25 protein-coding genes are annotated in these 25,891 nt (G+C 72.3%); 22 read left to right on the top strand and 3 right to left on the bottom strand.

Going from position 1 to position 25,891, the window contains the following annotated elements:
* Nucleotides 1–266 precede the first annotated feature (266 nt).
* The 5 genes from nsdA to ffh all read left to right on the top strand — a co-directional run bounded on the left by nsdA (nt 267) and on the right by ffh (nt 8,291).
* Entirely contained in the window at nt 267–1,751 is a 1,485-nt protein-coding gene (nsdA, locus tag OIU81_RS09945; RefSeq protein WP_329145960.1) for a transcriptional repressor NsdA, read from the top strand.
* 362 nt (nt 1,752–2,113) lie between these two features.
* The gene (locus OIU81_RS09940; protein WP_329145957.1) at nt 2,114–3,454 is read left to right on the top strand and encodes an ammonium transporter; all 1,341 of its coding nucleotides are present in this window, start codon (nt 2,114–2,116) and stop codon (nt 3,452–3,454) included.
* A complete protein-coding gene (locus tag OIU81_RS09935) occupies nt 3,451–3,789 on the top strand; it encodes a P-II family nitrogen regulator (protein WP_329145955.1) in 339 nt (112 codons plus the stop codon). The genes OIU81_RS09940 and OIU81_RS09935 overlap by 4 nt, the downstream gene beginning before the upstream one ends.
* A gap of 312 nt (nt 3,790–4,101) precedes the next feature.
* Nucleotides 4,102–6,615 (top strand): [protein-PII] uridylyltransferase, encoded by a 2,514-nt coding sequence (locus tag OIU81_RS09930; protein ID WP_443074130.1) that lies wholly within the window; start codon nt 4,102–4,104, stop codon nt 6,613–6,615.
* Between the two features lie 119 nt (nt 6,616–6,734).
* Nucleotides 6,735–8,291: a signal recognition particle protein gene (ffh, locus tag OIU81_RS09925; protein ID WP_329145951.1), complete on the top strand. Its 1,557-nt coding sequence runs from the start codon at nt 6,735–6,737 to the stop codon at nt 8,289–8,291.
* 138 nt (nt 8,292–8,429) lie between these two features.
* Here the strand turns inward: ffh and OIU81_RS09920 are convergent, their stop codons facing one another.
* Nucleotides 8,430–9,374 (bottom strand): phosphotriesterase family protein, encoded by a 945-nt coding sequence (locus OIU81_RS09920; RefSeq protein ID WP_329145949.1) that lies wholly within the window; start codon nt 9,372–9,374, stop codon nt 8,430–8,432.
* 98 nt (nt 9,375–9,472) lie between these two features.
* Nucleotides 9,473–10,333, bottom strand: coding sequence for a class I SAM-dependent methyltransferase (locus OIU81_RS09915; RefSeq protein ID WP_329145947.1), 861 nt, complete (start codon nt 10,331–10,333; stop codon nt 9,473–9,475).
* 531 nt (nt 10,334–10,864) lie between these two features.
* On the opposite strand from OIU81_RS09915, the gene OIU81_RS09910 reads away from it, so the two are divergent.
* The 17 genes from OIU81_RS09910 (at nt 10,865) to OIU81_RS09830 (ending at nt 24,495) form a co-directional block, all read left to right on the top strand.
* A complete protein-coding gene (locus OIU81_RS09910) occupies nt 10,865–11,455 on the top strand; it encodes a hypothetical protein (protein WP_329145944.1) in 591 nt (196 codons plus the stop codon).
* A gap of 156 nt (nt 11,456–11,611) precedes the next feature.
* Nucleotides 11,612–12,052, top strand: a complete 441-nt coding sequence (gene rpsP / locus OIU81_RS09905; RefSeq protein ID WP_006602842.1) for a 30S ribosomal protein S16 — start codon at nt 11,612–11,614, stop codon at nt 12,050–12,052.
* A 2-nt stretch (nt 12,053–12,054) separates the two neighbouring features.
* A complete protein-coding gene (locus OIU81_RS09900) occupies nt 12,055–12,294 on the top strand; it encodes an RNA-binding protein (RefSeq protein ID WP_014153811.1) in 240 nt (79 codons plus the stop codon).
* A 107-nt stretch (nt 12,295–12,401) separates the two neighbouring features.
* Complete coding sequence (gene rimM, locus OIU81_RS09895; RefSeq protein ID WP_329145941.1) at nt 12,402–12,947, top strand: ribosome maturation factor RimM; 546 nt, start codon at nt 12,402–12,404, stop codon at nt 12,945–12,947.
* Nucleotides 12,947–13,756, top strand: coding sequence for a tRNA (guanosine(37)-N1)-methyltransferase TrmD (trmD, locus tag OIU81_RS09890; protein ID WP_329145939.1), 810 nt, complete (start codon nt 12,947–12,949; stop codon nt 13,754–13,756). Before rimM ends, trmD begins: the two co-directional genes overlap by 1 nt.
* Before the next feature lie 132 nt (nt 13,757–13,888).
* Nucleotides 13,889–14,236, top strand: a complete 348-nt coding sequence (gene rplS / locus OIU81_RS09885; RefSeq protein WP_329145937.1) for a 50S ribosomal protein L19 — start codon at nt 13,889–13,891, stop codon at nt 14,234–14,236.
* A 95-nt stretch (nt 14,237–14,331) separates the two neighbouring features.
* Entirely contained in the window at nt 14,332–15,096 is a 765-nt protein-coding gene (gene lepB, locus OIU81_RS09880) for a signal peptidase I (RefSeq protein WP_329145935.1), read from the top strand.
* On the top strand, nt 15,089–16,225 hold the full coding sequence (gene lepB / locus OIU81_RS09875; protein WP_329145933.1) for a signal peptidase I: 1,137 nt from the start codon (nt 15,089–15,091) through the stop codon (nt 16,223–16,225). Before lepB (OIU81_RS09880) ends, lepB (OIU81_RS09875) begins: the two co-directional genes overlap by 8 nt.
* Nucleotides 16,167–17,135: a signal peptidase I gene (gene lepB / locus OIU81_RS09870; RefSeq protein ID WP_329155003.1), complete on the top strand. Its 969-nt coding sequence runs from the start codon at nt 16,167–16,169 to the stop codon at nt 17,133–17,135. Before lepB (OIU81_RS09875) ends, lepB (OIU81_RS09870) begins: the two co-directional genes overlap by 59 nt.
* A 54-nt stretch (nt 17,136–17,189) precedes the next feature.
* On the top strand, nt 17,190–17,918 hold the full coding sequence (lepB, locus tag OIU81_RS09865) for a signal peptidase I (protein WP_329145931.1): 729 nt from the start codon (nt 17,190–17,192) through the stop codon (nt 17,916–17,918).
* Nucleotides 17,911–18,468: an NUDIX hydrolase gene (locus tag OIU81_RS09860; protein WP_443073958.1), complete on the top strand. Its 558-nt coding sequence runs from the start codon at nt 17,911–17,913 to the stop codon at nt 18,466–18,468. The genes lepB (OIU81_RS09865) and OIU81_RS09860 overlap by 8 nt, the downstream gene beginning before the upstream one ends.
* A gap of 38 nt (nt 18,469–18,506) precedes the next feature.
* Complete coding sequence (locus OIU81_RS09855; protein ID WP_329145929.1) at nt 18,507–18,815, top strand: DUF2469 domain-containing protein; 309 nt, start codon at nt 18,507–18,509, stop codon at nt 18,813–18,815.
* Between the two features lie 467 nt (nt 18,816–19,282).
* A complete protein-coding gene (locus tag OIU81_RS09850) occupies nt 19,283–19,660 on the top strand; it encodes a YraN family protein (RefSeq protein ID WP_329145928.1) in 378 nt (125 codons plus the stop codon).
* The gene (locus tag OIU81_RS09845) at nt 19,660–21,315 is read left to right on the top strand and encodes a YifB family Mg chelatase-like AAA ATPase (protein ID WP_329145926.1); all 1,656 of its coding nucleotides are present in this window, start codon (nt 19,660–19,662) and stop codon (nt 21,313–21,315) included. Before OIU81_RS09850 ends, OIU81_RS09845 begins: the two co-directional genes overlap by 1 nt.
* On the top strand, nt 21,312–22,634 hold the full coding sequence (dprA, locus tag OIU81_RS09840; RefSeq protein WP_329145924.1) for a DNA-processing protein DprA: 1,323 nt from the start codon (nt 21,312–21,314) through the stop codon (nt 22,632–22,634). The genes OIU81_RS09845 and dprA overlap by 4 nt, the downstream gene beginning before the upstream one ends.
* 360 nt (nt 22,635–22,994) lie before the next feature.
* Nucleotides 22,995–23,831: an RNA polymerase sigma factor WhiG gene (whiG, locus tag OIU81_RS09835; RefSeq protein WP_329145922.1), complete on the top strand. Its 837-nt coding sequence runs from the start codon at nt 22,995–22,997 to the stop codon at nt 23,829–23,831.
* Nucleotides 23,832–23,955: 124 nt separating this feature from the next.
* Nucleotides 23,956–24,495, top strand: coding sequence for a TetR/AcrR family transcriptional regulator (locus OIU81_RS09830; RefSeq protein ID WP_329155000.1), 540 nt, complete (start codon nt 23,956–23,958; stop codon nt 24,493–24,495).
* Between the two features lie 414 nt (nt 24,496–24,909).
* Here OIU81_RS09830 and OIU81_RS09825 read toward each other — a convergent pair whose 3' ends face one another.
* Nucleotides 24,910–25,794 (bottom strand): murein hydrolase activator EnvC family protein, encoded by an 885-nt coding sequence (locus OIU81_RS09825; RefSeq protein ID WP_329145920.1) that lies wholly within the window; start codon nt 25,792–25,794, stop codon nt 24,910–24,912.
* Nucleotides 25,795–25,891 lie beyond the last annotated feature (97 nt).

Here is a 25,891-nt window from a genome sequence, read left to right as displayed (position 1 = left end):
TTCGAAGGGGTGGCGAATGGTGGCGTTTCCCCGATCGCCCTCGCGGCGGGCGTGATCGTAGGATTACTTTCGGTGCACGAACCCCGCGAGGCACTCTTCGCACGGGTATGCCGATGGCAACGCACGGGTCGAGCCCAGGCCAAAAGGTGTGCCCGGAATCCGTGATCGGGTAGAGGTACCCCGGACACGCGCCGCAACGGGCGGCGGTCCGTGGGTGGTTCGCCGCGGCCAGCGGGCAGGCAACGGCACCAACGCAGCGATTCGGGATGGGGGCTCCAGTGGGCGGCAACGGCGGCACGGGCGGCACCGACGCCGTCAAACAACCCAACGCACAGCTGGGTTCGTGGTTCATGCGCAGCGGCTGGTCCAAGGGCGAGCTGGCGCGCCAGGTCAACCGCCGGGCACGCCAGCTGGGCGCCCATCACATCAGCACCGACACCTCACGGGTGCGCCGCTGGCTCGACGGCGAGCAGCCGCGCGAGCCCATTCCGCGGATCCTGTCCGAGCTGTTCTCCGAGCGCTTCGGCTGTGTGGTCGGCATCGAGGAGCTGGGGCTGCGCTCCGCGCACCAGTCCCCGTCCGTCTCCGGGGTGGACCTGCCCTGGGCGGGCGCCCAAACGGTCGGCCTCATCAGCGAGTTCTCCCGCAGCGACCTGATGCTGGCGCGCCGCGGCTTCCTCGGCACCTCGCTCGCCCTCGCCGCCGGACCCGGCCTCATCGAGCCGATGCAGCGCTGGCTGGTCCCGGTGCCCGCGAGCCAGGGCGGCGCGGAGGAGCCCGACCGTCTGCGCCGGCCCGCCCGGCTGTCCAAACCGGAGCTGGACCTGCTGGAGTCGACGACCGCGATGTTCCGCCAGTGGGACGCGCAGTGCGGCGGCGGGCTGCGGCGCAAGGCCGTGGTCGGCCAGCTGCACGAGGTCACCGATCTCCTCCAGGAGCCCCAGCCGGCGCCGGTGGCCAAGCGGCTGTTCAAGGTCGCCGCCGAGCTCGCCGAGCTCGCCGGCTGGATGAGTTACGACATCGGCCTGCAGCCCACCGCGCAGAAGTATTTCGTGCTGGCGCTGCACGCCTCCAAGGAGGCCGGCGACCGGCCCCTGGGCTCGTACATCCTCTCCAGCATGAGCCGGCAGATGATCCACCTCGGCCGGCCCGACGACGCGCTGGAGCTGATCCACCTCGCCCAGTACGGCAGCCGGGAGACGGCCACCCCCCGCACCCAGGCGATGTTGTATGCGATGGAGGCCCGCGCCTACGCCGGCATGGGCCAGCCCAGCAAGGTCAAGCGGGCCGTTCGGATGGCCGAGGACACCTTTTCGGACGCCCTGCCCGGCGAGCCCGAGCCGGACTGGATCCGCTTCTTCTCCGAGGCCGAGCTGAACGCGGAGAACGCCCACTCCTACCGCGACCTCGCCTATGTCGCCGGCCGCAGCCCCACCTACGCCTCGCTCGCCGAGCCCGTCATGGCGCGCGCGGTGGAGCTGTTCGGCAAGGACACCGAGCACCAGCGTTCGTATGCGCTCAACCTCATCGGGATGGCCACCGTGCATCTGCTGCAGAAGGAGCCGGAGGCCTGCGCGGCCATGGCGCAGCAGGCGATCCCGTTCGCCCGGCAGGTCCGCTCGGAGCGGGTGAACACCCGGCTGCGCAAGACCGTGGACACCGCGGCGCGGGAATTCGGCGAGGTCGCCGAGGTGATCCGGCTCAGCGACGAGCTCACCCGCCAGTTGCCCGAATCCGCGGAGGCCGTCTGACGACGCGCCTCCCCACAGACACCGGCCGCGGCCGCCGCCCCGTACAGCCCGACTCGGCTCCCCCATGCCAGGTCACGCGGGCGGCAGCCGCGGCCGGGCCTGCTTTTGCGCCTGAGCCGGCGCCGCTCTCGCGGGTGTGGCCGGTCGCCGTGGGGGTTGCTCAATTGGTGGTTTCGGTGGGTTGAACGGGTGAATGTGGGGCTGATCCCGCAGTTCACGGGGGCGTAACACGAAGGCGTCCTTCGTCACGGCGGTGAAACACCCGCAAGGTTTGGCCGAAACCGTGCTGCGACAACCTCAACGCGAAGTCGGCCCACCAGAAACATGCCCGCACGGGCCGCATCGACGACGAGGAGACGCCGATGCCCCCAGGCATCCTGACGCTCGCAGCAGACAAGGTGACACTCAGCCCGGCCAACACCGGATTCATGCTGATCTGCTCCGCACTGGTGATGGTCATGACCCCCGCCCTCGCCTTCTTCTACGGAGGGATGGTCCGGGTCAAGAGCGTGCTCAACATGCTGATGATGAGCTTCATCAGCCTGGGCATCGTCACCATCCTGTGGGTCCTGTACGGCTTCGGACTCGCCTTCGGCACCGACAACGGCGGCTTCATCGGCTGGAACGGCGACTTCGCCGGCCTGAGCGGGATCGGCCTGACCCAGCTGTGGGGCGCCAGCACCGTCCCGATCTATGTCTTCGCCGTCTTCCAGCTGATGTTCGCGGTCATCACGCCCGCGCTGATCAGCGGTGCGCTCGCCGACCGGGTGAAGTTCACCGCCTGGGCGGTGTTCATCGCACTGTGGGTCACCGTCGTCTACTTCCCGGTCGCCCACTGGGTGTGGGCCGACGGCGGCTGGCTCTTCAAGCTGGGCGTCATCGACTTCGCCGGCGGTACGGCCGTCCACATCAACGCCGGTGCCGCGGCGCTCGGCGTGCTCCTCGTCGTCGGCAAGCGCATCGGCTTCAAGAAGGACCCGATGCGGCCGCACAGCCTGCCGCTGGTCATGCTCGGCGCCGGACTGCTGTGGTTCGGCTGGTTCGGCTTCAACGCCGGTTCCTGGCTCGGCAACGACGACGGCGTCGGCGCCGTCGCCTTCGTCAACACCCAGGTCGCCACCGCCGCCGCGATGCTCGGCTGGCTGGCCTACGAAAAGCTCCGGCACGGCTCGTTCACCACGCTCGGCGCGGCCTCCGGCGCGGTCGCCGGACTCGTCGCGATCACCCCGGCCTGCGGCGCGGTCAGCCCGCTGGGTGCCATCGCGGTCGGCGCGATCGCCGGTGTGCTGTGCGCCATGGCGGTCAATCTGAAGTACAAGCTCGGCTACGACGACTCCCTGGACGTCATCGGCGTCCACCTCGTCGGCGGTGTCGTCGGCTCGCTGCTGATCGGCCTCTTCGCCACCGGCGGGGTGCAGAGCAAGGCCAAGGGCCTGTTCTACGGCGGCGGCTTCGAACAGCTCGGCCGGCAGGCCGTCGGTGTGGTCTGTGTGCTGCTCTACTCGCTGGTCGTCTCGTATGTCCTTGCCAAGGTCATCGACCTGGTGATGGGCTTCCGGGTCGACGAGGACGAGGAGGTCGCCGGCATCGACCAGGCCGCGCACGCGGAGACCGCGTACGACTTCACCGGCGCGGGCGGTGGCACGGTCGGCCGCAGGGGACCGGGACTCGGCGAGTCCCTGACAAAGAAGGTGGACGCGTGAAGCTCATCACGGCAGTAATCAAGCCGCACCGGCTCGACGAGGTGAAGGACGCCCTCCAGGCATTCGGTGTGCACGGACTGACCCTCACCGAGGCCAGCGGATACGGCAGACAGCGCGGGCACACCGAGGTGTACCGCGGCGCCGAGTACACCGTCGATCTGGTGCCGAAGATCCGCATCGAGGTGCTGGTCGAGGACGCCGACGCCGAGGAGCTGGTCGACGTCATCGTCAAGGCGGCCCGCACCGGCAAGATCGGCGACGGAAAGGTGTGGAGCGTCCCCGTCGACGACGCGGTACGGGTGCGGACCGGCGAGCGGGGGCCGGACGCGCTGTGACGGCGCCACGGCCGTGGCCCGCGGCCCCCGGAGACACCCGCTGCCTCCGGGGCCGCACGCCGCGGCCGGCCCGCCCCGGCAGCGGTGGCCGCACACCCCGCACCGGCACAGACTGGGACAGCGTGCGGAAACGGCCGGCCGGTGCGGGAACGGCGGCACGGGGGCGAGGGTGACGGCCGGGACGACGGGGACCACACGAGCGAGGAGCACGCGGTGACGGAGAGCGTCGAGGAAACGGCGGGGCCGGCCGGAACGCCGGGCAAGGGCGGCGAGCCCGCGCCCGCCCCGGAAGGGGGCTACCCCGCGGCCCGGCTGCGGCTCCTCCAGGACGACTCACCCGCCGGACCCGACCGCCGCGCCGCCCTCGCCCGGCTGACCGACGACTGGCTGGCCGGTCTGCTGCACCGGCACGCCACCGCCGCCGGCCTGACCGGCACCGCCCTGGTCGCCGTCGGCGGCTACGGCCGCGGCGAACTCTCCCCGCGCAGCGACCTCGATCTGCTCCTGCTGCACGACGGCCGCGCCGACACCGGCGCCCTGGCCGCGCTCGCCGACCACCTCTGGTACCCCGTCTGGGACCTCGGCCTCGACCTCGATCACTCCGTACGCACCCCCGCCGAGGCCCGCAAGGCCGCCCGCGACGACCTGAAGGTGCAGCTCGGCCTGCTCGACGCCCGCCACCTGGCCGGCGACGCGGAACTCACCGCCGCGCTGCGGAGCACCGCCTACGCCGACTGGCGCGCGAGCGCCCCCAAGCGGCTCCCGGAACTCCACGACCTGTGCCAGGAGCGCGCCGAGCGGCACGGGGAACTGCAATTCCTCCTCGAACCCGACCTCAAGGAGGCCAGGGGCGGGCTGCGGGACGCCACCGCGCTGCGGGCGGTCGCCGCCTCCTGGCTCGCCGACGCCCCGCGCGGTGGCCTGGAAGCCGCCCGCACCCGGCTGCTCGACACCCGCGACGCCCTCCATCTGGCCACCGGCCGCGCCACCGACCGGCTCTCCCTCCAGGAACACACCCAGGTCGCCGAGTCCCTGGGCATGCTGGACGCGGATGCCCTGCTGCGGCAGACCTACGAATCCGCCCGCACCATCTCCTACGCGGCCGACGTCACCTGGCGCGAGGTCGGCCGGGTGCTGCGCGCCCGCTCCGTCAAGCCCGTGCTGCGGGGGCTGCTGCACGGCCGCACCGCGGGCAAGGGGGAGCGCTCGCCGCTCGCCGAGGGCGTCGTCGAACTCGACGGGGAGGCGGTGCTGGCCCGCAGCGCACGGCCCGAACGCGACCCGGTGCTGGTGCTGCGCGCCGCGGCCGCCGCCGCCCAGGCCGGACTGCCGCTGGCCACCCACTCGATCCGCCGCTGCGCCACGGCCGCCACCACCCGTCCGCTGCCCGTGCCGTGGCCCGCCGAGGCCCGTGAGCAGCTGATCACCCTCCTCGGCGCCGGCATCCACACCGTGCCCGTATGGGAGGCCCTGGAGGCCGAGGGCCTCGTCACCCGGCTGCTGCCCGACTGGGAGCGCGTGCGCTGCCGCCCTCAGCGCAACCCCGTCCACACCTGGACCGTGGACCGCCATCTGATCGAGACCGCCGTACGGGCGTCCGCGCTCACCCGCCGGGTGCACCGCCCCGACCTGCTGCTGATCGCCGCCCTGCTGCACGACATCGGCAAGGGCTGGCCCGGCGACCACTCGGTGGCCGGCGAGACCATCGCCCGCGATGTGGCGAACCGGCTCGGCTTCGGCGCCCGCGACACCGCGGTGATCGCCACCCTCGTCCGCCATCACCTGCTGCTCATCGAGACCGCCACCCGGCGCGACCTGGACGACCCGGCGACCGTCGGCGCGGTCGCCGAGGCGGTCGGCCACACCGGAACCCTGGAGCTGCTGCACGCCCTCACCGAGGCCGACGCCCTGGCCACCGGGCCCGCCGCCTGGAGCGCCTGGCGCGGCGGACTCGTCGCCGACCTGGTCAAACGGGTCGCCGCCCGGATCGCCGGGGAGCCCGAGGAGGAGGCGCGCCCGGTGGACGAGCCGACCGCCGAACAGCGGCGGCTGGCCGCCGAGGCCCGGCGCACGAACGGCCCGGTCCTCGCGCTGCACGCCCGCGCCGAACCCGCCACCGAACCCGCCACCGAGCCCGACGACGGTTCCGGGGCCGACGAGCGCGCCCGGCAGCCGGTCGGCGTGGAACTGCTCATGGCCGTCCCCGCCCACCCGTCGCGCGGCCACCGCCCCTCGGCCAACCCCATGGGCCCCCCTTCGACGGGTGTGCTGCCCGCGGCGGCCGGGGTGCTGGCCCTGCACCGGCTCACCGTCCGCGCCGCCGATCTGCTCGTCCTCGAACCCGGCGCCGAGCACGAGGACGGGGCCGGGGCCGGGGCCGGGGCCGGGGACGGGGACCCGATCCTGCTGATCGGCTGGCGGGTGGCCGCCGAGTACGGCTCGCTGCCGGACGCCGACCGGCTGCGCGTCGACCTGGTCCGCGCGCTGGACGGCTCCCTCGACATCCCCACCCGTCTCGCCGAGCGCGAACGCGCCTACGCCCGCCGGGCCCGTGCCGTGCTCGCCCCGCCGCCCCGGGTCACCGCCGTCACCGGCAGCTCCCGCACCGCGACCGTCATCGAGGTCCGTGCCCAGGACGCCCACGGCCTGCTGCACGGCATCGGCCGTGCCCTGGAGACGGCCGGCGTCACCGTCCGCAGCGCCCACATCAGCACCCTGGGGGCGAACGCGGTGGATGCGTTCTATGTCACCGGGCCGGACGGGGCGCCGCTCACGGACGCCGCAGCCCATGAACTGGCGGCGGCCGTGGAGCGCGCCCTCGGGTAGCCGTACGGCGCCTGTCGCGGCACGGACCCGTCCACAGGGCAGGAACGCGTCCCTTGCGGAGCCGGATACCCTAGAAGCCGACTGCACCCCGCCCCCGACCCCGAGGATCGACGACCGCCGTGTTCGATACGCTTTCCGACCGCTTGGCGAGTACTTTCAAAAACCTCCGGGGCAAGGGCCGCCTGAGCGAGGCGGACATCGACGCCACGGCGCGCGAGATCCGTATCGCGCTGCTCGAAGCGGATGTCGCCCTCCCCGTCGTCCGGGCCTTCATCAAGCAGGTCAAGGAGCGCGCCACCGGCTCCGAGGTCTCCCAGGCGCTGAACCCCGCCCAGCAGGTCATCAAGATCGTCAACGAGGAGCTCATCGGCATCCTCGGCGGCGAGACCCGGCGGCTGCGGTTCGCCAAGAACCCGCCGACCGTGATCATGCTGGCGGGTCTGCAGGGTGCCGGTAAGACCACCCTCGCCGGAAAGCTCGGCCGCTGGCTGAAGGGCCAGGGCCACGCCCCGCTGCTGGTCGCCTGTGACCTCCAGCGCCCCAACGCCGTCAACCAGCTCCAGGTCGTCTCGGAGCGCGCGGAGGTCGCCTTCTACGGCCCCCAGCCGGGCAACGGCGTCGGCGACCCGGTCCAGGTGGCCAAGGACTCCATCGAGTTCGCGCGGACCAAGCAGCACGACGTCGTCATCGTCGACACCGCCGGCCGCCTGGGCATCGACCAGGAGCTGATGCAGCAGGCCGCGGACATCCGTGACGCGGTCAGCCCCGACGAGGTCCTCTTCGTCGTCGACGCGATGATCGGTCAGGACGCGGTCAACACCGCCGAGGCCTTCCGCGACGGCGTCGGCTTCGACGGCGTGGTGCTCTCCAAGCTCGACGGTGACGCCCGCGGTGGTGCGGCGCTGTCCGTCGCCCATGTCACGGGCAAGCAGGTCATGTTCGCCTCCAACGGCGAGAAGCTGGACGACTTCGACGCGTTCCACCCGGACCGCATGGCGTCCCGCATCCTCGGCATGGGCGACATGCTCAGCCTGATCGAGAAGGCCGAGCAGACCTTCAGCCAGGCCGAGGCCGAGAAGATGGCGGCCAAGCTGGCGAAGGGCCCCAAGGAGTTCACCCTCGACGACTTCCTGGCCCAGATGGAGCAGGTCCGCAAGATGGGCTCCATCTCCAAGCTGCTCGGCATGCTGCCCGGCATGGGGCAGATGAAGGACCAGATCAACAACCTCGACGAGCGCGAGGTCGACCGCACCGCCGCCATCATCAAGTCGATGACCCCGGCCGAGCGCCACGAGCCGACGCTCATCAACGGCTCGCGCCGGGCCCGTATCGCCAAGGGTTCGGGTGTCGACGTCAGCCAGGTCAAGAGCCTGGTCGAGCGGTTCTTCGAGGCCCGCAAGATGATGTCGAAGATGGCCCAGGGCGGCGGCATGCCCGGGATGCCCGGCATGCCGGGGATGCCTGGCATGGGGGGCGGCGCCCGCAAGAAGAAGCAGGTCAAGCAGGCCAAGGGCAAGCGCAAGAGCGGCAACCCGATGAAGCGCAAGGCCGAGGAGGAGGCCGCGGCCGCGCGCCGCGAGGCCGCCCAGTCCGGCAACCCGCTGGGCCTGCCGCAGGGCGGCCAGGACCCGCAGGACTTCGAACTCCCCGAGGAGTTCAAGAAGTTCATGGGCTGAGCCCCCGACAGCTCACCCCTCCGCTTTCGCGAGCCCCGGCCGGCAGTACGCGGCCGGGGCTCGTTGCGGCCGCACGCGCGGCGCGCGGGACCGTCCGCCGGGCGACCGCCGGCGGCCGGAGCCGGTCCCTCCGCACCCTCAGTCCGGTCCGCCCACGTCCGCCCCGGTGAGGAACCGCAGCGGATTGCGCCGCGTCAGCCCGTCGATCATCTCCTCGTCCACCCCTGCCGCCCGCAGCCGCGGCAGGAAGGACCGGAACAGATGCCCGTAGCCCATGCCGCCCTCGCTCACCAGATAGCCGTGCCGGGAGACATCGCAGCTCAGCAGCACCCGGTCGGCGAACCCGGACTCCAGCAGCGCCAGCAGCAGCCGCAGCCGCACCCGGTCGCTCTGATAGCTCTCCTTGCCGACGGTGTCGAACGCGAGGTAGGCACCGGACGCCGCCAGTTCCCGGTGCACGGCCGGATCGTCGAGCAGGTCCTGATGGCCGATGCTGATGCGGTGCGGCGGCAGACCGGCCGCCGTCAGCAGCTCCAGCTGGGCGAGGCCGCCGCGGCCGAACTGCGCATGGGTGGCCACCGACAGCCCGGTCGCCGTGGCGGCCAGCGCCGCCGCCCGCAGCGTCCGCTCCTCCGGCTCGCTGGGCAGCTCACCGTGGCTGCCGACCTCACCGATCACCCCCGGACGGATCCCGGAGCCGCCGCAGCCGCGCTCGATCTCCCCGACCAGCGTCCGGGCCAGCTGCTCGGAGCTGGTGCGGCTCAGCTCCGCCGGGCGGAACGGCTCGTAGTACCAGCCGGTCGCGGCGACGACCGCGACCGACGAATCCGCGGCGATCCGGGCCATCGCGGCCACATCGCGCCCCATGCCCCGGCAGGTGAGCTCGACGACCAGCGAAAGCCCGAACTCGTCGCGCAGCGCCACCAGTTCCTCGGTGATCGCGGCCCGGTGCCCCGGCGTCAGGGTCGCCGCGCTGTCGGCACCCCGGGTCAGATCCAGCGCCAGATGCTCATGGGCGAGCACCGGCCCCCGCACGGCGGAGACGGGCAGCGGGCCCGCAACGGTCTGCAGCGGCGCGCTCATCGAGGCGACCGGGCCGGCGCCATCGGCGGATGACCGGCCGGCAGCTGCGCATCCATGGGCGGCCGTCCTTCCCTCGCAGGCCACGGCAGGACCGGCGGCTACCGCGTCCGCGCGATCAGATAGCGGAACACATTCGGCATCCACACCGTCCCGTCCGCTCGCTGGTACGGATGCAGCGCCTCCGCGAGCTCCTTCTCCACCTGACGCTCGTCCGTCACCTCCAGCGCCGCGTCGAACAGCCCCGTCGACAGCAGCCCGCGCACCGCGCTCGCCGGATCCGCGTACCCGAACGGGCAGGCCACCCGGCCCGAACCGTCGGGCCGCAGCCCCGCACGGTCCGCCAGCTCCTCCAGATCGTCCCGGCCGCTGGGCCACCGGCCGGCGCCGACGGCGCATTCGCCCCGCGGATCGGCCAGCCGCTGCGCGACCCGCAGCACACCGGCCGTGGCACAGCGCTCCACCGGGCCCCAGCCGCCCAGCACCACCGCGCTGCCGCGCTCCGCCAGCCCGGCCGCCGCGGTGAGCGAGGCCGTCAGCCCCTCGACCGTGCTCACGCAGCCCACCGGGTGGAAGGCCGTGACCACGTTGAAGGCGGCATCCCCGGGCGCCGCGGCCTCCAGGCCGCCACTGACCAGCCGGGTGTGCTCCGGCATGCCCTCCGGCGTGAGCCGCTCACGCGCCAGCTCCAGCCGGGACTCGTCCGCGTCCACCCCGCTGACCTGCGCGCCGCGCCCGGCCGCCAGCAGCAGCGCCAGCCCGGAGCCACAGCCGAGCCCCAGCAGACGGGTGCCGGTGCCGATACCCAGGCGGTCGTACGCGGCTTCGTACAGCGGTATCAGCATCCGCTCCTGGATCTCGGCCCAGTCACGGGTACGCCGTGACCGGACCGGAGCGGGCGGATCGTCGCAGCGTATGGATCCGGAGTGCGGAAGCTGGTGCCGCACGAGCGTCGGTGACATCGATAGCGCCCCTATTCGCCGAGAACCCGAAGCTGTTCCGTACCGATCGCCCCCGTGTTCGCGTGGTGCGCCCCCCGCGAACCAGACAACTGCGCATTCGTCCGGGCGTCCAGGGGATGCGCCGGGGTTGTCTCCCGCGCGCCCCTCCATGCGCCGGGCCCGCTCCCTGGAGCGCCGTTTCAGCCTGCCCCGGCCGGCGCCGTTCCGCCACGGCAACGACGGCCGCCGGGCTCCCGGGCGCCCTCCGGTTCACCCCCGTCCGCCGGCGCCGTGCGGGCATACGGGCCGGTGTCGGCGGGCACAGGTATGCCCCGTACCATCGCCGCGGTGATCCTCACGCCGCATACGACCGGCTACGCCATGCGGCGTACGCGGTGATACGTACCGGCTTGCGGCCCGGTGAGTGGCTTCTGCGCAGATCGGCGCACCCGCCCTCGGCACGACTCATGACCGGAAACTGACTGGTACGTGCAAATTATTTGAGATGCCCCGGAATCGGAACACTCGGCGGCCCCGGCTCGTTGTTACGACGTGAGCACGACACCGCCTGTCCTCGCCGCCGAGCTGGCACTCGCCTGGGCCGATATTCAACGGCACCACCCCGAGCTGCCGGACCTGGCCGCGCCCGAGTCCCTGATCGGAGAGTCCTCGTCCGCCTGCGGCGCCGAACTCTCCTTCGAACGGCTGCTCCATGAGGCAGTCCACGGCATCGCCGCCGCCCGCGGCGTCCGTGACACCTCCCGCGCCGGCCGCTACCACAACCGCCGGTTCCTGGCGATCGCCGAGGAACTGGGCCTGGACCACGTCGACGAACCGCATCCCAGCAGCGGCTTCTCCCTGGTCACGCTCAATCCCGAAGCCAGAAGGCGCTACCGCCCCACCATCGAACGGCTCGCCAGAGCCCTCAAGGCGCACACCGCCGCCACCGCCACCGACACCTCCCGCAGCTTCCGGGGCCCCGCCGCCCGGCACGGCTCCTCCGGGGGCGGCGTCCGGGTCAAGGCCGTCTGCGACTGCGGGCGCAATGTCCGGGTCGTCCCGTCCGTGCTCGCCCAGGCGCCGATCGTCTGCGGCGGCTGCGGGAAGCCCTTCCGCATCCCCGAGGTGGCCGCGGTCGGCTGAGCCGAGCGGGTGTGGCAGAATGGCTGGCTGTACTCGACAGTCGCATAGGACCCCTCTCTCCTCCGGCTGACGCGTCCATCGGGCACCCCGAGTACCGCAACCCCACGTGGCATCCCGTTGTGCCCCACCACGTCAAGACCAGGAGACACCACTCCCGTGGCAGTCAAAATCAAGCTGAAGCGTCTGGGCAAGATCCGCGCGCCTCACTACCGCATCGTCATCGCCGACTCCCGTACCCGCCGTGACGGCCGGGCCATCGAGGAGATCGGCCTGTACCACCCGGTGCAGAACCCCTCGCGCATCGAGGTCGACTCCGAGCGTGTCCAGTACTGGCTCGGTGTCGGCGCGCAGCCGACCGAGCCCGTCATGGCCATCCTCAAGGTCACCGGCGACTGGCAGAAGTTCAAGGGCCTGCCCGCCCCGGCGCCGATGAAGGTCGCCGAGCCGAAGGCCGACAAGCGCGCCCTCTTCGAGGCCGCCGCCAAGGCGTCCGGCGATGAGCCGAAGGGTGAGGCCATCACCCCGAAGGCGAAGAAGGCTGACAAGAAGGCGGACGAGGCTGCGGCCGAGTCCACCTCCGAGTCGACCGAGGCCTGAGCATGCTCGAGGAAGCCCTCGAGCACCTCGTCAAGGGCATCGTCGACAACCCCGATGACGTGCAGGTGGCCTCGCGCGACCTGCGCCGCGGGCGCGTGCTCGAGGTCCGGGTCCACCCCGACGACCTCGGCAAGGTGATCGGCCGCAACGGCCGTACCGCCCGCGCGCTGCGGACCGTCGTGGGCGCCATCGGCGGACGGGGCATCCGCGTCGACCTCGTCGACGTGGACCAGGTCCGCTGACAAGTTGAACACCGGCTCGGGCCGGGGAGGGCCGCCGGCCCGCCCCGGCCCGTAGTCGTCCACGGACACCGAACAGTGCCGTGGGCACTGGCAAGGGAGAGAACAGCGTGCAGTTGGTAGTGGCACGGATCGGCCGCGCCCACGGCATCAAGGGCGAGGTCACGGTAGAGGTACGGACCGACGAGCCCGAGCTGCGGCTCGGCCCCGGCGCCGTCTTCGCCACCGAACCGTCCTCCGTCGGACCGCTGACCATCACGGCCGGACGGGTGCACAGCGGCCGGCTGCTGCTGCGCTTCGAGGGCGTCGCGGACCGCACGGCCGCCGAGGCGCTGCGCAACACCCTGCTGATCGCGGAGGTCGACCCCGAGGAAGTCCCCGAGGACCCCGAGGAGTTCTACGACCACCAGTTGATCGACCTCGATGTCGTCACCCGCGCCGGCACCGCCGTCGGCCGGATCTCCGAGATCTCCCACCTGCCCTACCAGGACCTGCTGGTCGTCCAGCGGCCCGACGGCAGCGAGGTCCTGATCCCGTTCGTCTCCGAGATCGTCCCGGAGATCGACCTGGAGGAGCAGCGCGCGGTCGTCGACCCGCCGCCCGGCCTCCTCGACGACAGCCAGGCCGAGATCGCCTCCGGCCGCGAGGACAGCTGATGCGGCTCGACATCGTCACGATCTTCCCCGAGTACCTCGAACCGCTGAACGTCTCCCTCGTGGGCAAGGCCCGCGCGCGCGGACAGCTCGATGTGCGCATCCACGACCTGCGGGAATGGGCCCACGACAAGCACCACACCGTCGACGACACCCCCTACGGCGGTGGCCCGGGGATGGTCATGAAGCCCGAGCCGTGGGGCGAGGCGCTCGACGAGATCCTCGCGTCCGGCGAGGGCGAACCGGTGATCGTCGTCCCCACCCCGAGCGGCGTCCCCTTCACCCAGCAGCTCGCCGTCGAACTCTCCGCCAAGCCCTGGCTGGTGTTCACCCCGGCCCGCTACGAAGGCATCGACCGCCGGGTCATCGAGGAGTACGGCGACCGCGTCGACGTGCGCGAGGTCTCCATCGGCGACTACGTCCTGGCCGGCGGCGAGGCACCGGTCCTGGTCATGGTCGAGGCGGTGGCCCGGCTGCTGCCCGGCGTCCTCGGCAACGCCGCCTCCCACCAGGACGACTCCTTCGCCCCCGGGGCGATGGCCGACCTCCTGGAGGGGCCCGTCTACACCAAGCCCCCCGAGTGGCGCGGCCGCGGCATCCCCGAGGTGCTGCTCAGCGGGCATCACGGCAAGATCGCCCGCTGGCGGCGGGACGAGGCGTTCCGCCGCACCGACCGCAACCGCCCCGACCTGATCGAGCGCGCCGACCCCGCCGCGTTCAACAAGCACGACCGCGCGATGCTCGACGCTCTCGGCTGGTCGGCGGGCGTCGACGGCCGATTTGGGCGGACGGCCGAGGACGTGGAAGAATAGGCCGCTGCTGTGTGCGTCCGGCGCGCGCCCCTGCCACAGGGGGAACGACGCCCGCCCGACGGAACGGCATCCGAAACATCCTTCCCATATCCCGTTGATGACCTGTGGCATCAGCGAAGAAAGCAGTAGGTCATGCACCTTCTCGACTCCGTCGACGCCGCGTCGAAGCGCACCGACGTCCCGGCCTTCCGCCCGGGTGACACCGTCAACGTCCACGTCCGCGTCATCGAGGGCAACCGCTCCCGTGTGCAGCAGTTCAAGGGCGTTGTCATCCGCCGTCAGGGCGCCGGCGTGCGCGAGACCTTCACGGTCCGCAAGGTCAGCTTCTCCGTCGGCGTCGAGCGCACCTTCCCGGTGCACACCCCGATCGTCGAGAAGATCGAGGTCGTGACCCGCGGTGACGTCCGTCGCGCCAAGCTGTACTTCCTCCGTGAGCTCCGCGGCAAGGCCGCGAAGATCAAGGAGAAGCGCGACAACTGAGCCGGGCCGCCCGGGGCGCGATTTTTTGCGCCGTGGCAACGCAAACCGACGCTCGCGTACGGCGTTCGGATCCGGCCGGATAGGCTCAGGGCCCGATGAACACCGACGCACAGCTCACGGAGCGCGATCCCTCTCCCACCCCCGACCAGGGGCCGGAGCAGGGGTCGCGCTTCGCGCGTTGTCCCGGGTGGGTCGCCGCCCTGTGCCGCCGGCCGGCCACCCTGCTCGCGCTCTGCCTGGCCTTTGTACTGCTGCTCAGCGCGTTCATCGCCCAGCCCTTTCTGATCCCGTCCTCCTCCATGGAGAACACCCTGCAGATCGGGGACCGGGTGCTGGTCAACAAGCTGGCGTACCGATTCGGCGGCTCTCCCGCACGGGGCGACGTGGTGGTGTTCGACGGCACGGGATCGTTCGTTCACAGGGAGCAGGGGGAGAATCCCGTCACGGGACTGCTGCGCGGCGCCGGTGCGGCGCTGGGGCTGGCCCCGTCCGCCGGGACCGACTACGTCAAGCGCGTGATCGGCATCGGCGGTGACCACGTGACCTGCTGCGACAAACGGGGACGGATCAAAGTGAACGGTGAGCCCGTGAGCGAGGCGTATCTCCACCCCGGGGACGCGCCGTCCTCGGTGGATTTCGACATCGTGGTGCCCCAGGGCCGGTTGTGGGTCATGGGCGACCACCGCGCCAGATCCAGCGACTCCCGCGACCACCTCGGCGACCCCGGTGGCGGGACGGTTCCGGTCGGCAAGGTCATCGGCCGCGCGGATCTGATCACCTGGCCGGTGGGCCGCTGGCGCACCCTCGGCGCACCGGGCGCCGCCGACCGGATACCCGCCGCGGCAGGCCCACGTGGGTAGCCGCGGACGCCCCCGCCACGGGAGCAAGGACACCGCCGGGCGAGGGCGGGCAGCCGCCCCGCCGCAGCCGGACGCGGACAGCGCGTACGGCGACTCCGGCGGGTACGGCGCCCCCCAGGAGCCCGGCAGTGGCCCCGGGCCGCGGGCCGGACGGTCCGCGAACCGTGGGCGGGCGGGCCGGCCCGCGACCGGCGGGCGGGCCGAGCGCAGGCGCCTGGCCCGGCGCATCAAGCGCCGCCGGCAACGCTCCTACCTCAAGGAAATCCCCATCCTCGTCGGCGTGGCACTGGCCATCGCCCTCGTCCTGAAGACGTTCCTCGTCCAGGCCTTCGTCATCCCGTCCGGCTCCATGGAGCAGACGATCAGGATCGGCGACCGGGTGCTGGTCGACAAGCTCACGCCGTGGTTCGGGTCGAAGCCCGAGCGCGGCGACGTCGTCGTCTTCAAGGACCCCGGAGGCTGGCTCAAGGGCGAGCAGACCAAGCCCACCGACGACGGGGGAGCCTTCAAGCCGGTCAAGGACGCCATGACCTTCATCGGCCTGCTGCCGTCGGCCAATGAACAGGACCTGATCAAGCGGGTCGTGGCGGTCGGCGGGGACACCGTCAAATGCTGCGACAAGCAGGGCAAGGTCACCGTCAACGGCACCCCGCTGACCGAACCGTACGTTCATCCGGGGAATCCGCCCTCCACGCTGAAGTTCACGGTCACCGTCCCCACCGGCCGGATCTTCGTCATGGGCGATCACCGCTCCAACTCCGCGGATTCGCGCTTTCACCTGGACGAGCCGTACCGTGGCACGGTCTCTGAGGACAATGTGGTGGGCCGGGCCGTGGTGATCGCCTGGCCGTTCAAGCACTGGCGGCGCCTTGAAGAGCCGGACACCTTTACGACCGTGCACGACGCGCCGGGCGCCAAGGCGTCCGCAGCGGGTGTGCCGCATAGGGTGTCATCCGAGAGTTTGACCGTACTCCCGACCCCTGCGGAACTCCCGCTCGTTATGGGAGTGGTGGGCCTGCGCCGGTTGACGCGCGGGCGAGTGCGTGGAGTGAGGAGCAGATGTGGGGGACTTGGCGGTCGGCGCGCGGTCCGGAACCGAAGAGCCCGAAGAGCCGGCACGGCGCGGTGAGACCCCGCAGCCGGCGGCGAGTTCCGTGCATCAGACTCAGTCATCATCAGGAGCGCGGGCCCAGGCGCCGCATGCTGCCGGGGCGGACGAGTCGGATACGTGGGGCGCGTCGGCGAATGGCGAGGTGAGCGGCAGCATGAAGAAGGCCAAGAAGCCGCGTGCCTTCTGGAAAGAGCTGCCGATTCTCATCGGTATCGCCCTTCTCCTCGCGCTGCTGATCAAAACCTTCCTGGTGCAGGCGTTCTCGATCCCGTCCGACTCGATGCAGGACACCCTGCAGCGCGGGGACCGGGTCCTGGTCGACAAGCTGACGCCGTGGTTCGGCTCCAAGCCGCAGCGCGGCGAGGTCGTCGTCTTCCACGACCCGGGCGGCTGGCTGAACGAGACGCCGACCCCCGAGCCCAACCCGGTTCAGAAGGTCCTCAGCTTCATCGGTCTGATGCCCTCGGCCGAGGAGAAGGACCTGATCAAGCGGGTCATCGCGGTCGGCGGCGACACCGTCGAGTGCCATGGCACCGGCCCGGTCAAGGTCAACGGCAAGGCGCTCAAGGAAGACTCCTACATCTTCCCCGGGGCCACCCCGTGCGGTGACCGTGCGTTCGGCCCGATCCACGTCCCCAAGGGCCGGATCTGGGTGATGGGCGACCACCGCGACGACTCCCTCGACTCCCGCTACCACCAGACCCTCAAGGGCAACGGCACGGTCTCGGAGGACGAGGTCGTCGGCCGGGCGTTCACCATCGCCTGGCCCATCAACCGCTGGGCGACCCTGCCCGTACCGGACACCTTCGACCAGCCCGGGATCAACAAGGCAATGGGGGTCGCACCGGCCGCCCTGGGCCTGGTCGGCGCGGCGCCGATCGTGATCTGGCGTCGCCGGAGGCTGACCGGAACGCGTAACCCCAGGTAAGGTGCCGTCCCGGATCTTCGACGCGGGCCCGGCCCGCGGGGTGGGAGCGCTGGGATGAGCAGCACAACGGAACACAGGACCGACGGCCGCGGCCGGACCCTGGGCAGTGCGCTGTCCGGTCTGGCCGTGGCCCTCGGCTGTGTGGCGTTCCTGGGCGGCTTCGTATGGGCGGCGCTGTCGTACCGCCCCTATACGGTGCCGACCGATTCGATGTCGCCGACCATCGCCGCCGGGTCGCGGGTCCTGGCCCAGAAGGTGGAGGGCTCCGAGATACGCCGCGGTGACGTCGTCGTCTTCAAGGACTCCGTGTGGGGCGACGTGCCGATGGTCAAGCGGGTGGTCGGCGTCGGCGGTGACAAGGTCGCCTGCTGCACCAAGCAGGGCCGGCTGACCGTCAACGGAGACCCCGTCGAAGAACCGTATCTGCAGGGCAGCGGCCCCGCCTCGCCCGTCGGCTTCAAGGCGAAGGTCCCCGCCGGGCAGCTGTTCCTGCTCGGCGATCACCGCAGCGACTCCATGGACTCGCGGGTCCACCTCACCGACGGCGACCACGGCTCCGTCCCCCGCAGCGCCGTCCAGGCCCGGGTCGACGCCCGCGCCTGGCCGCTCGGCAGCGTCGGCGTGATGCGGCGCCCGGCCGCCTTCTCCGCGTTCCCCGGCGGCACCTCGCAGCCCGGACCGATCGAGCCCATCACCTTCGCCGTGGTCGCCGGCGCGGTCCTCATCCTGGGCGGCGCTGCCTACGGGCCGATCGCCCGGCGCAAGGCGCGCGGGCGTGCCTGAGGGGCCGGACGCAGACGGGCGGGCCGGCCGCCCCGGGGCGGAGGCCGCTCCGGACGAGGCGGCGGAGGCCGCGGTGCGCCAGGTCTCCCGCATCGTGCTGCTCGACCCCGACGACCGGATCCTGCTGCTCCACGGCTTCGAACCGGCCCGCCCCGCCGAGACCTGGTGGTTCACCCCCGGCGGCGGCCTGGAGGGCACGGAGAGCCACGAGGAGGCGGCCCGTCGTGAGCTCGCCGAGGAGACCGGTATCACCGACGCCGTCCTCGGTCCCGTCCTGTGGAAGCGCCGCTGTGCCTTCCCGTTCGACGGGCGCCGCTGGGAGCAGGACGAGTGGTACTACCTGGGCCGGACCGACCGGACTGCCACCCACAGCGGTGGGCAGACTGACCTGGAACGACGCAGCGTCTCGGGGCTGAGGTGGTGGACTTCGGAGGAACTGTCGGCCTCACATGAGACGGTGTACCCGACCAGACTCGCCGAGCTGCTGCGCACGCTGCTCGTCGATGGGCCCCCTAGTGCGCCGGTGCTCCTGGAGACCGAGAGGGTCTGACGCACAATAGGGGGACGCACGGCTGAAGGGGATCTGCCATGAGCGCCGAGGACCTCGAGAAGTACGAGACCGAGATGGAGCTGAAGCTCTACCGGGAGTACCGCGACGTCGTCGGGCTGTTCAAATTCGTGATCGAGACCGAGCGACGTTTCTACCTCACCAATGACTACGAGATGCAGGTGCACTCGGTGCAGGGAGAGGTCTTTTTCGAGGTGTCGATGGCCGACGCCTGGGTCTGGGACATGTACCGCCCGGCTCGCTTCGTCAAGCAGGTGCGGGTACTCACGTTCAAGGACGTGAACATCGAGGAGCTCAACAAGAGCGATCTGGATCTTCCGGGGAGCTGAGCCCGGCCGGCGGCGGAGCGGCCCTGCCCAGCCGTCGTCGGGCCGGCCGTCACCCGGACGGGTGAGCAAGTTGTCCACAGGCGGCTCGTTGTCCACCAAGATCCAACAGCTCTGCGCGGGGGCGTCACAGTCGGTGCCGGAGGTGGTACCGCATGAACGCCATGCAAGCCGGCCGCAGGGCCGCACAGGACACCCAGCCTGATCGCCGGACCCGGAAGCCGCGGTCGAACAGCGCACGGGACGCGCGGCGGGCCCGACCGGGGCCGCCCGCAGCGGCGACGCGCAGGAGGGGCACCGCACCGTCCGCCGGCGGAAGGCCCGCCCCGCGCCGCAGGGGCGGGGTGCTGCCCGCCGGACCGACACCACCCGCGGGCCCGCGGACGGCCGGCGGCCCGGCGGCCGTCCCGCCCGGGAGCTCTGATCCCGGGGCCCGGCTGACCGCCGCCCAGCCACCGGACACCGGCCCAGTGTCAGCGGCCTCGACCGGCCACCGGCGACGCGCTCTGGGCCGCTACGGCGAAGATCTGGCCGCCCGGCGGCTCACCGAGGCCGGCATGCGGATCCTGGACCGCAACTGGCGCTGCCGCGACGGAGAGATCGACATCGTCGCCGCCGACGGAGACGCCCTGGTGGTCTGCGAGGTCAAGACCCGCCGCGCCGGCTGGTACGAACACCCCATGGCGGCCGTACGCCCCGAGAAGACCGCCCGGCTGCGGCTGCTGGCGGAACGCTGGCTGGAACGGCACGGCGGCCCGCCACCCGGCGGCGTACGGATCGATGTCATCGGCATCCTGCTGCCGGCCCGCGGCGCCCCCGTCGTCCAGCACGCACGGGGGGTGGCCTGATGGGATTCGCCCGGACCTGCTCCGTCGCCCTCGTGGGTGTCGAAGGAGTCGTCGTCGAGGTCCAGGCCGACCTGGAACCGGGCGTCGCCGCCTTCACCCTCGTCGGCCTGCCCGACAAGAGCCTCATCGAATCCAGGGAACGCGTCCGCGCCGCCGTCGTGAACTCCGGCGCCGAATGGCCGCAGAAAAAGCTCACCGTCGGTCTCAGCCCGGCCTCCGTACCCAAAGGCGGCAGCGGCTTCGACCTCGCCGTGGCCTGCGCGGTCCTCGGCGCCGCCGAGCGCCTGGACCCCCGCGAACTCACCGACCTGATGATGATCGGCGAACTGGGCCTGGACGGCCGCGTCCGCCCCGTACGCGGCGTCCTGCCCGCCGTCCTGGCGGCCGCGGACGCCGGATACCGCCAGGTCGTCGTCCCCGAACAGACCGCCGCCGAAGCCTCACTCGTCCCCGGCATCTCCGTCCTCGGCGTCCGGAGCCTGCGCCAGCTCATCGGCGTCCTCGCCGACGAACCGGTACCCCACGAGGAACCCCTCGACGAAAGCCGCCCCGACCCGCTGCTCGCCGGGCTCGCCGTGTCCGGTACCTGCGCCGGAGCGGGCCTGCCGTCCGGGGGCCACACCCCCGACCTCGCGGACGTCGCAGGCCAGCACGGCGCCCGCCGCGCCCTGGAAGCAGCCGCCGCCGGACGCCACCACATCTTCCTCAAAGGCCCGCCCGGCGCCGGCAAGACCATGCTCGCCGAACGCCTCCCGGGGCTCCTCCCACCGCTGTCCCCCAAGGAATCCCTGGAGGTCACGGCCGTCCACTCGGTGGCCGGCACCCTCCCGCCGGGGCAGCCACTCGTCGACCGGCCGCCTTACTGCGCACCGCACCACTCCGCGACCATGGCCTCCCTCGTCGGCGGCGGCACCGGCCTGCCCCGCCCCGGCGCCGTCTCCCTCGCCCACCATGGCGTGCTGTTCATGGACGAGGCAGCGGAATGCAGCCCACGCGTCCTGGACGCCCTCCGCCAGCCCCTGGAATCCGGCCACATCATCGTCGCCCGCGCCGGCGGCATGATGCGCATGCCCGCCCGCATCCTCCTCGCGCTCGCCGCCAACCCCTGCCCCTGCGGACGCCACGGCACGACGGGCGGCGGCTGCGAATGCCGCCCGTCCTCCATCCGGCGCTACCGCTCACGGCTCTCCGGACCCCTGATGGACCGGGTCGACCTGCGGATCGCCGTGGAACCGGTCGCCCGCTCCGAACTGCTCGCGCTGGGCCGCGGCGCCGAATCCACCGCCGTCGTGGCCGCACGCGTACACGCCGCCCGTGAACGCGCCGCCGCCCGCCTGGCCGGCACACCCTGGAACACCAACAGCGAGGTCCCCGGCCATGAGCTGCGCACCCGCTGGCAGGTCCACCCCGGCGCCCTGGCCCAGGCCGAACGCGACCTCGAATGCGGCCTGCTCACCGCCCGCGGACTCGACCGGGTCCTGCGCGTCGCCTGGACAGCCGCCGACCTCGCCGGCCGTGACCGTCCCACCGGCGAAGACGTCAACTGGGCCCTGGAACTCCGCACCGGCGTACGCCGCGGCGCCCTGACCCCGGCAGGCGCGGACGGGAACGAGACCACCGCCACCCGGCCCCGCGCACACGGGGACAAGCGATGAACGGAGTAGACGCATGGGGCTTCGCCACGGACCGGCCCGGCACCGCCCAGGACGGCCCGCCCCGCACACCCGGGACAGCCGCGGAGCGGGGGCACGCCCCGCCCACCACCACCGCACCCCACACCGCCCGGCGCGCGACCACCCGCCCGTGGCCCGCGCCCGACGGCACGGACCGCGATCCCCAGCGCACGGCCCGCGCAGCCCTCACCCGCATCCTCGAACCGGGCGATGAAACCGCCGGCCGCTGGGTCCGCGAGATGGGCCCGGTGGCGCTGTGGCGCGCGTTGTCAGGCCAGGACGCGCGGCCGCCCCGGGGCGCGAGCCCGGCCAAGACCGAGGGCCTGCGCCTGCGCGCCGCCCGGGCCCGCCCCGCCGCGGATCTCGAAGCCGTCGCCGCGCTCGGCGGCCGGTTCATCTGCCCGGGGGACGACGAATGGCCCGGCCAGCTCGACGACCTCGGCGACGCCCGCCCCCTCGGACTGTGGGTACGCGGCACGGCCAACCTCAGACTCTGGGCGCTGCGCTCGGTCGCCGTCGTCGGCGCCCGGGCCTGCACCGACTACGGCGCGCACCTCGCCACCACCCTCAGCGCGGACCTCGCCGACCGCGGCTGGACCATCGTCTCCGGAGCCGCCTACGGCGTCGATGGCGCCGCCCACCGCGGCGCACTGGCCGCAACCGGCACGACCATCGCCGTCATGGCCTCCGGCGTCGACTACGCCTACCCGCGCGGCCACACCGAACTCCTCGGCCGGATCGCCGAACAGGGCCTGGTGGTCGCCGAGTTACCACCCGGCGACCACCCCACCCGCAGCCGGTTCATTCAGCGCAACCGCGTCATCGCCGCGCTCACCCGGGGCACCGTCGTCGTGGAGGCCGAGCTGCGCAGCGGCTCACTGGTCACCGCCCGGCGGGCCCTGTCCCTCGGACGCTTCACGATGGGCATGCCGGGCCCGGTCACCAGCAGCCTGTCGGCCGGTGTGCATCAACTCCTGCGCGACGAGGCCGCGGTGGTCACCGACGCCGATGAGGTCATCGAGCTCGTCGGCAGCATCGGCGATCTCGCCCCCGGCCGACCGGGACCCACCCTCACCCGCGACCTCCTCGACGCCGTCGCCACCCGCGTACTGGAGGCGCTGCCCGCGCAGGGCGGCGCGGACACCGGCCGCCTGGCAGAGGAGGCCGGCACGCCCCGTGAGGTGACCCAGGGCAAGCTCTTCGAGCTCCTGTCCCTCGGATTCGTTCAAAGGTGCGGCGATCACTGGGAGTTGACGCGACGCGCCGAGGTGACCGACGCCTCCCGGCGAGGCGGTGCTTGACCTCGGGCGAACGGGTGAAAGGGTGAGGGGAATGACCGCAGAATCCAGGTTTGCCACGCTTCGGTGCACGCGACCGCCGCACGAGGAACCAGCGAGGGGGCGTGGGGGCGCACGGCGTCCCGCACGCCGCGTCGCCGCGTCCGTCCGCACGGTCCGCTGCAGGGCCGCGACCGGCCCCTTGTCCGGATGTCGCCACGCCGTACGAGGTAACCCCGGGGTGCGGGCAGCGGAACGTATCTGCGCCCCCTGAACCTGCCGTCATCGCACACCGCAACGCTGCGGTCACGCTACGCTCACAGGCAAATTCAACCCACATGCATCCATCCACCCGCGTCTCGGCAGAACGGCTCAAGGCGACGAATGCCCCAGCACACCTCCGGGTCTGACCGTGCGGCGGTACCACCCGCCGCACGCGGCAGCGTGCGCCCCGCTCCGCCCACCTCGCTCGATGAGTTGTGGCGCTCCTACAAGGCGTCAGGCGATGGGCGGCTGCGGGAACAGCTGATCCTGCACTACTCGCCACTGGTCAAATACGTCGCCGGCCGTGTCAGCGTCGGCCTGCCTCCCAACGTCGAACAGGCCGACTTCGTGTCCTCCGGAGTCTTCGGACTGATCGACGCCATCGAGAAATTCGAACCCGAACGCTCCATCAAATTCGAGACCTACGCCATCACCCGCATCCGTGGCGCCATGATCGACGAACTGCGCGCACTCGACTGGATCCCACGCTCCGTACGGCAGAAGGCCCGCGCTGTCGAACGGGCCTACGCCACCCTCGAAGCGCAACTGCGCCGCACCCCCTCCGAGGCGGAGGTCGCCGCGGAGATGGGCATCGGGCTGGAGGAACTCCACAGCGTCTTCAGCCAGCTGTCGCTGGCGAACGTGGTCGCCCTGGAGGAACTGCTGCACGTCGGCGGCGAGGGGGGCGAACGGCTGAGCCTGATGGACACCCTCGAGGACACGGCCGCTGAGAACCCCGTGGAGATCGCCGAGGACCGCGAGCTGCGGCGGCTGCTCGCGCGTGCCATCAACACCCTCCCCGAGCGCGAGAAGACCGTGGTCACGCTCTACTACTACGAAGGCCTCACGCTTGCCGAGATCGGCAACGTCCTCGGCGTCACCGAGAGCAGGGTCAGCCAGATCCACACCAAATCCGTCCTCCAACTACGGGCGAAACTCGCCGACGTCGGACGCTGATCACGTCGCCCGCGCCGGGCCTTCCCACGCCATGTCGCCATACGGAGTGCCGCGGCCGGTGCGCCATCCGTAGAGTGGTGGCGTGCCAAGGATTCGAGCGGCCTCCGTGGCCGAGCACCGGACGATGCAGCGCGGCGCCCTTCTGGACGCCGCCCGCACCCTGCTGTCCGAAGGCGGAACGGAAGCACTGACCTTCCCCGCCCTCGCCGAGCGCACGGGCCTCGCGCGCTCCTCCGTGTACGAGTACTTCCGTTCGCGCGCCGCCGTGGTCGAGGAGCTGTGCGCCGTCGACTTCCCGGTATGGGCCGCCGAGGTAGAAGCGGCGATGGAGCGGGCCGACACGCCCGAGGCGAAGATCGAGGCGTATGTGCGCCGGCAACTCGCGCTGGTCGGCGACCGCCGCCACCGCGCCGTCGTCGCCATTTCGGCCGGCGAGCTGGACGCCGGTGCCCGCGAGAAGATCCGCGCGGCACACGGCGGCCTCATCGCCATGATCGTCGAAGCGCTCGCCGCCCTAGGCCACGAACAGCCCCGACTCGCGGCGATGCTCCTCCAAGGCATCGTCGATGCCGCGGTCCGCCGTATCGAACTCGGTGCCGCGGAGGACCCGGGGGAGATCACGGAGGCGGCGGTGGCGATGGTCCTCCGGGGGGTCCGCGGCTGACCTGGGGCCTCCCCCCCCCCCCCCCGCCCCCCCCCCCCCCCCCCCCCCCCGCCCCACCTCTCCCGACCCCCACTCGTGTGCCCGGCCACGGGCAACGGGCAGCACGCAGTCCGCAGCACGCAGTCCGCAGTCCGCCCGACGTGACGGGTGTGTTGCCTCGTCGGCCCCTGACCTGGCTGGTCTGTGGTCTCACCGTGGTGGACTCACTGAGGGCCACCCCGCAGCGGGTCCACCACGGTGGGTTCACCAGGCAGCGGCTCGACCGCGGTGGCCGGCCCCACCCGCCTCTGGCCCCGCTGTGACGGCCTCACCGGCCGGAGACCCCACCGCTCGGTCGCCTGGTCAGCCCGGTGGCGCCCCGCTCGGTGATCCGACGCCCGGCCCCGAGGCCACGTCCCTCGGCCGTCCTCCCCACTACGGGTGTCTGCGCCCGCCTGCCCCCACCGTCCCCGTTACCGGCGCCTGCCCCACGCCCGCACGCCCCCTACCCCTACCCCTGCCGCCCCTGCTCGCTGACCGTGTCGAAGGGAGCCGTCCAAGTGCCCAGAGTGCGGCGGCCGCGAGCCCGAGGGTGCCCAGGAGGGCGGCTGTGGTCGGTGCCGCGCTCCGGGCGTGAGCTGCTGGTTCGCGTGGTTCCGGAGGTTCGGGGTTCGTGCCGTCGTCCTCGGGTACGGGGACCCCGAAGATCGGCAGCAGGCGTGAGGGGCCGCCCAGGAGCATGCTCCGGGGGAGAAGCGACAGCGGGTTCAGGTAGGTCTTGCCGCGCCGTAGGCCCCAGTGGAGGCACGGTGCCCGGCAGTGGAACGGGCCGCGTTGCAGCACGGCGACCTTCTGGCCAGCCGTGACGTGCTGCCCCTTCCGGGTCGTGGGGTCCACCGGTTCGTAGGTGGTGCGTAAGGGTGGGCGGCCCGAGTGGGACACCTCGATGGTCAGGACGCCACGGCCGGCCACCGTCCCCGCGTACGCCACCCGGCCAGGCGCTGCGGCCCGCACCTCCGCACCGGTGGATGAGGCCAGGTCAACGCCACGGTGCCCGGCCGCCCAGGGAGATGGAGGGGGGTCCCAGCCGCGCAGCACGGTGGGCCGGATCCCCGCCGGTCCCGTCACAGGCCAGGCCCGCTCCTCGGCAGAGGTCTCGGCGCGGGGATCGGCGGACGTCTTGGCGCCGCCGATGATCCGCCCAGCCACTGATGGCGCCCCGCGTTCCAGCGCCGTGCCCACCAGCGGTGTGGCGGCAGCATTCGTGAGACCCGGCCCCAGGACGGCTAGTACCGCAGCCGCGGCAGGGGCCAGCAGCATCTCCACGGCGCGGGCCGGGAAGAAGCAGCTCGGGCCGTGAGTGCCCGGCTGCTCGGGTAGGGCCGGAGGCAGGGAGCCCGGCCCCCAGGACCCCCGC

It is taken from the genome of Streptomyces sp. NBC_01454 (genome assembly GCF_036227565.1).
Taxonomy (GTDB): Bacteria; Actinomycetota; Actinomycetes; order Streptomycetales; family Streptomycetaceae; genus Streptomyces.
The sequence above is the reverse complement of the archived record's forward strand: the minus strand, read 5'-3'. Positions and strand labels throughout refer to the sequence as shown.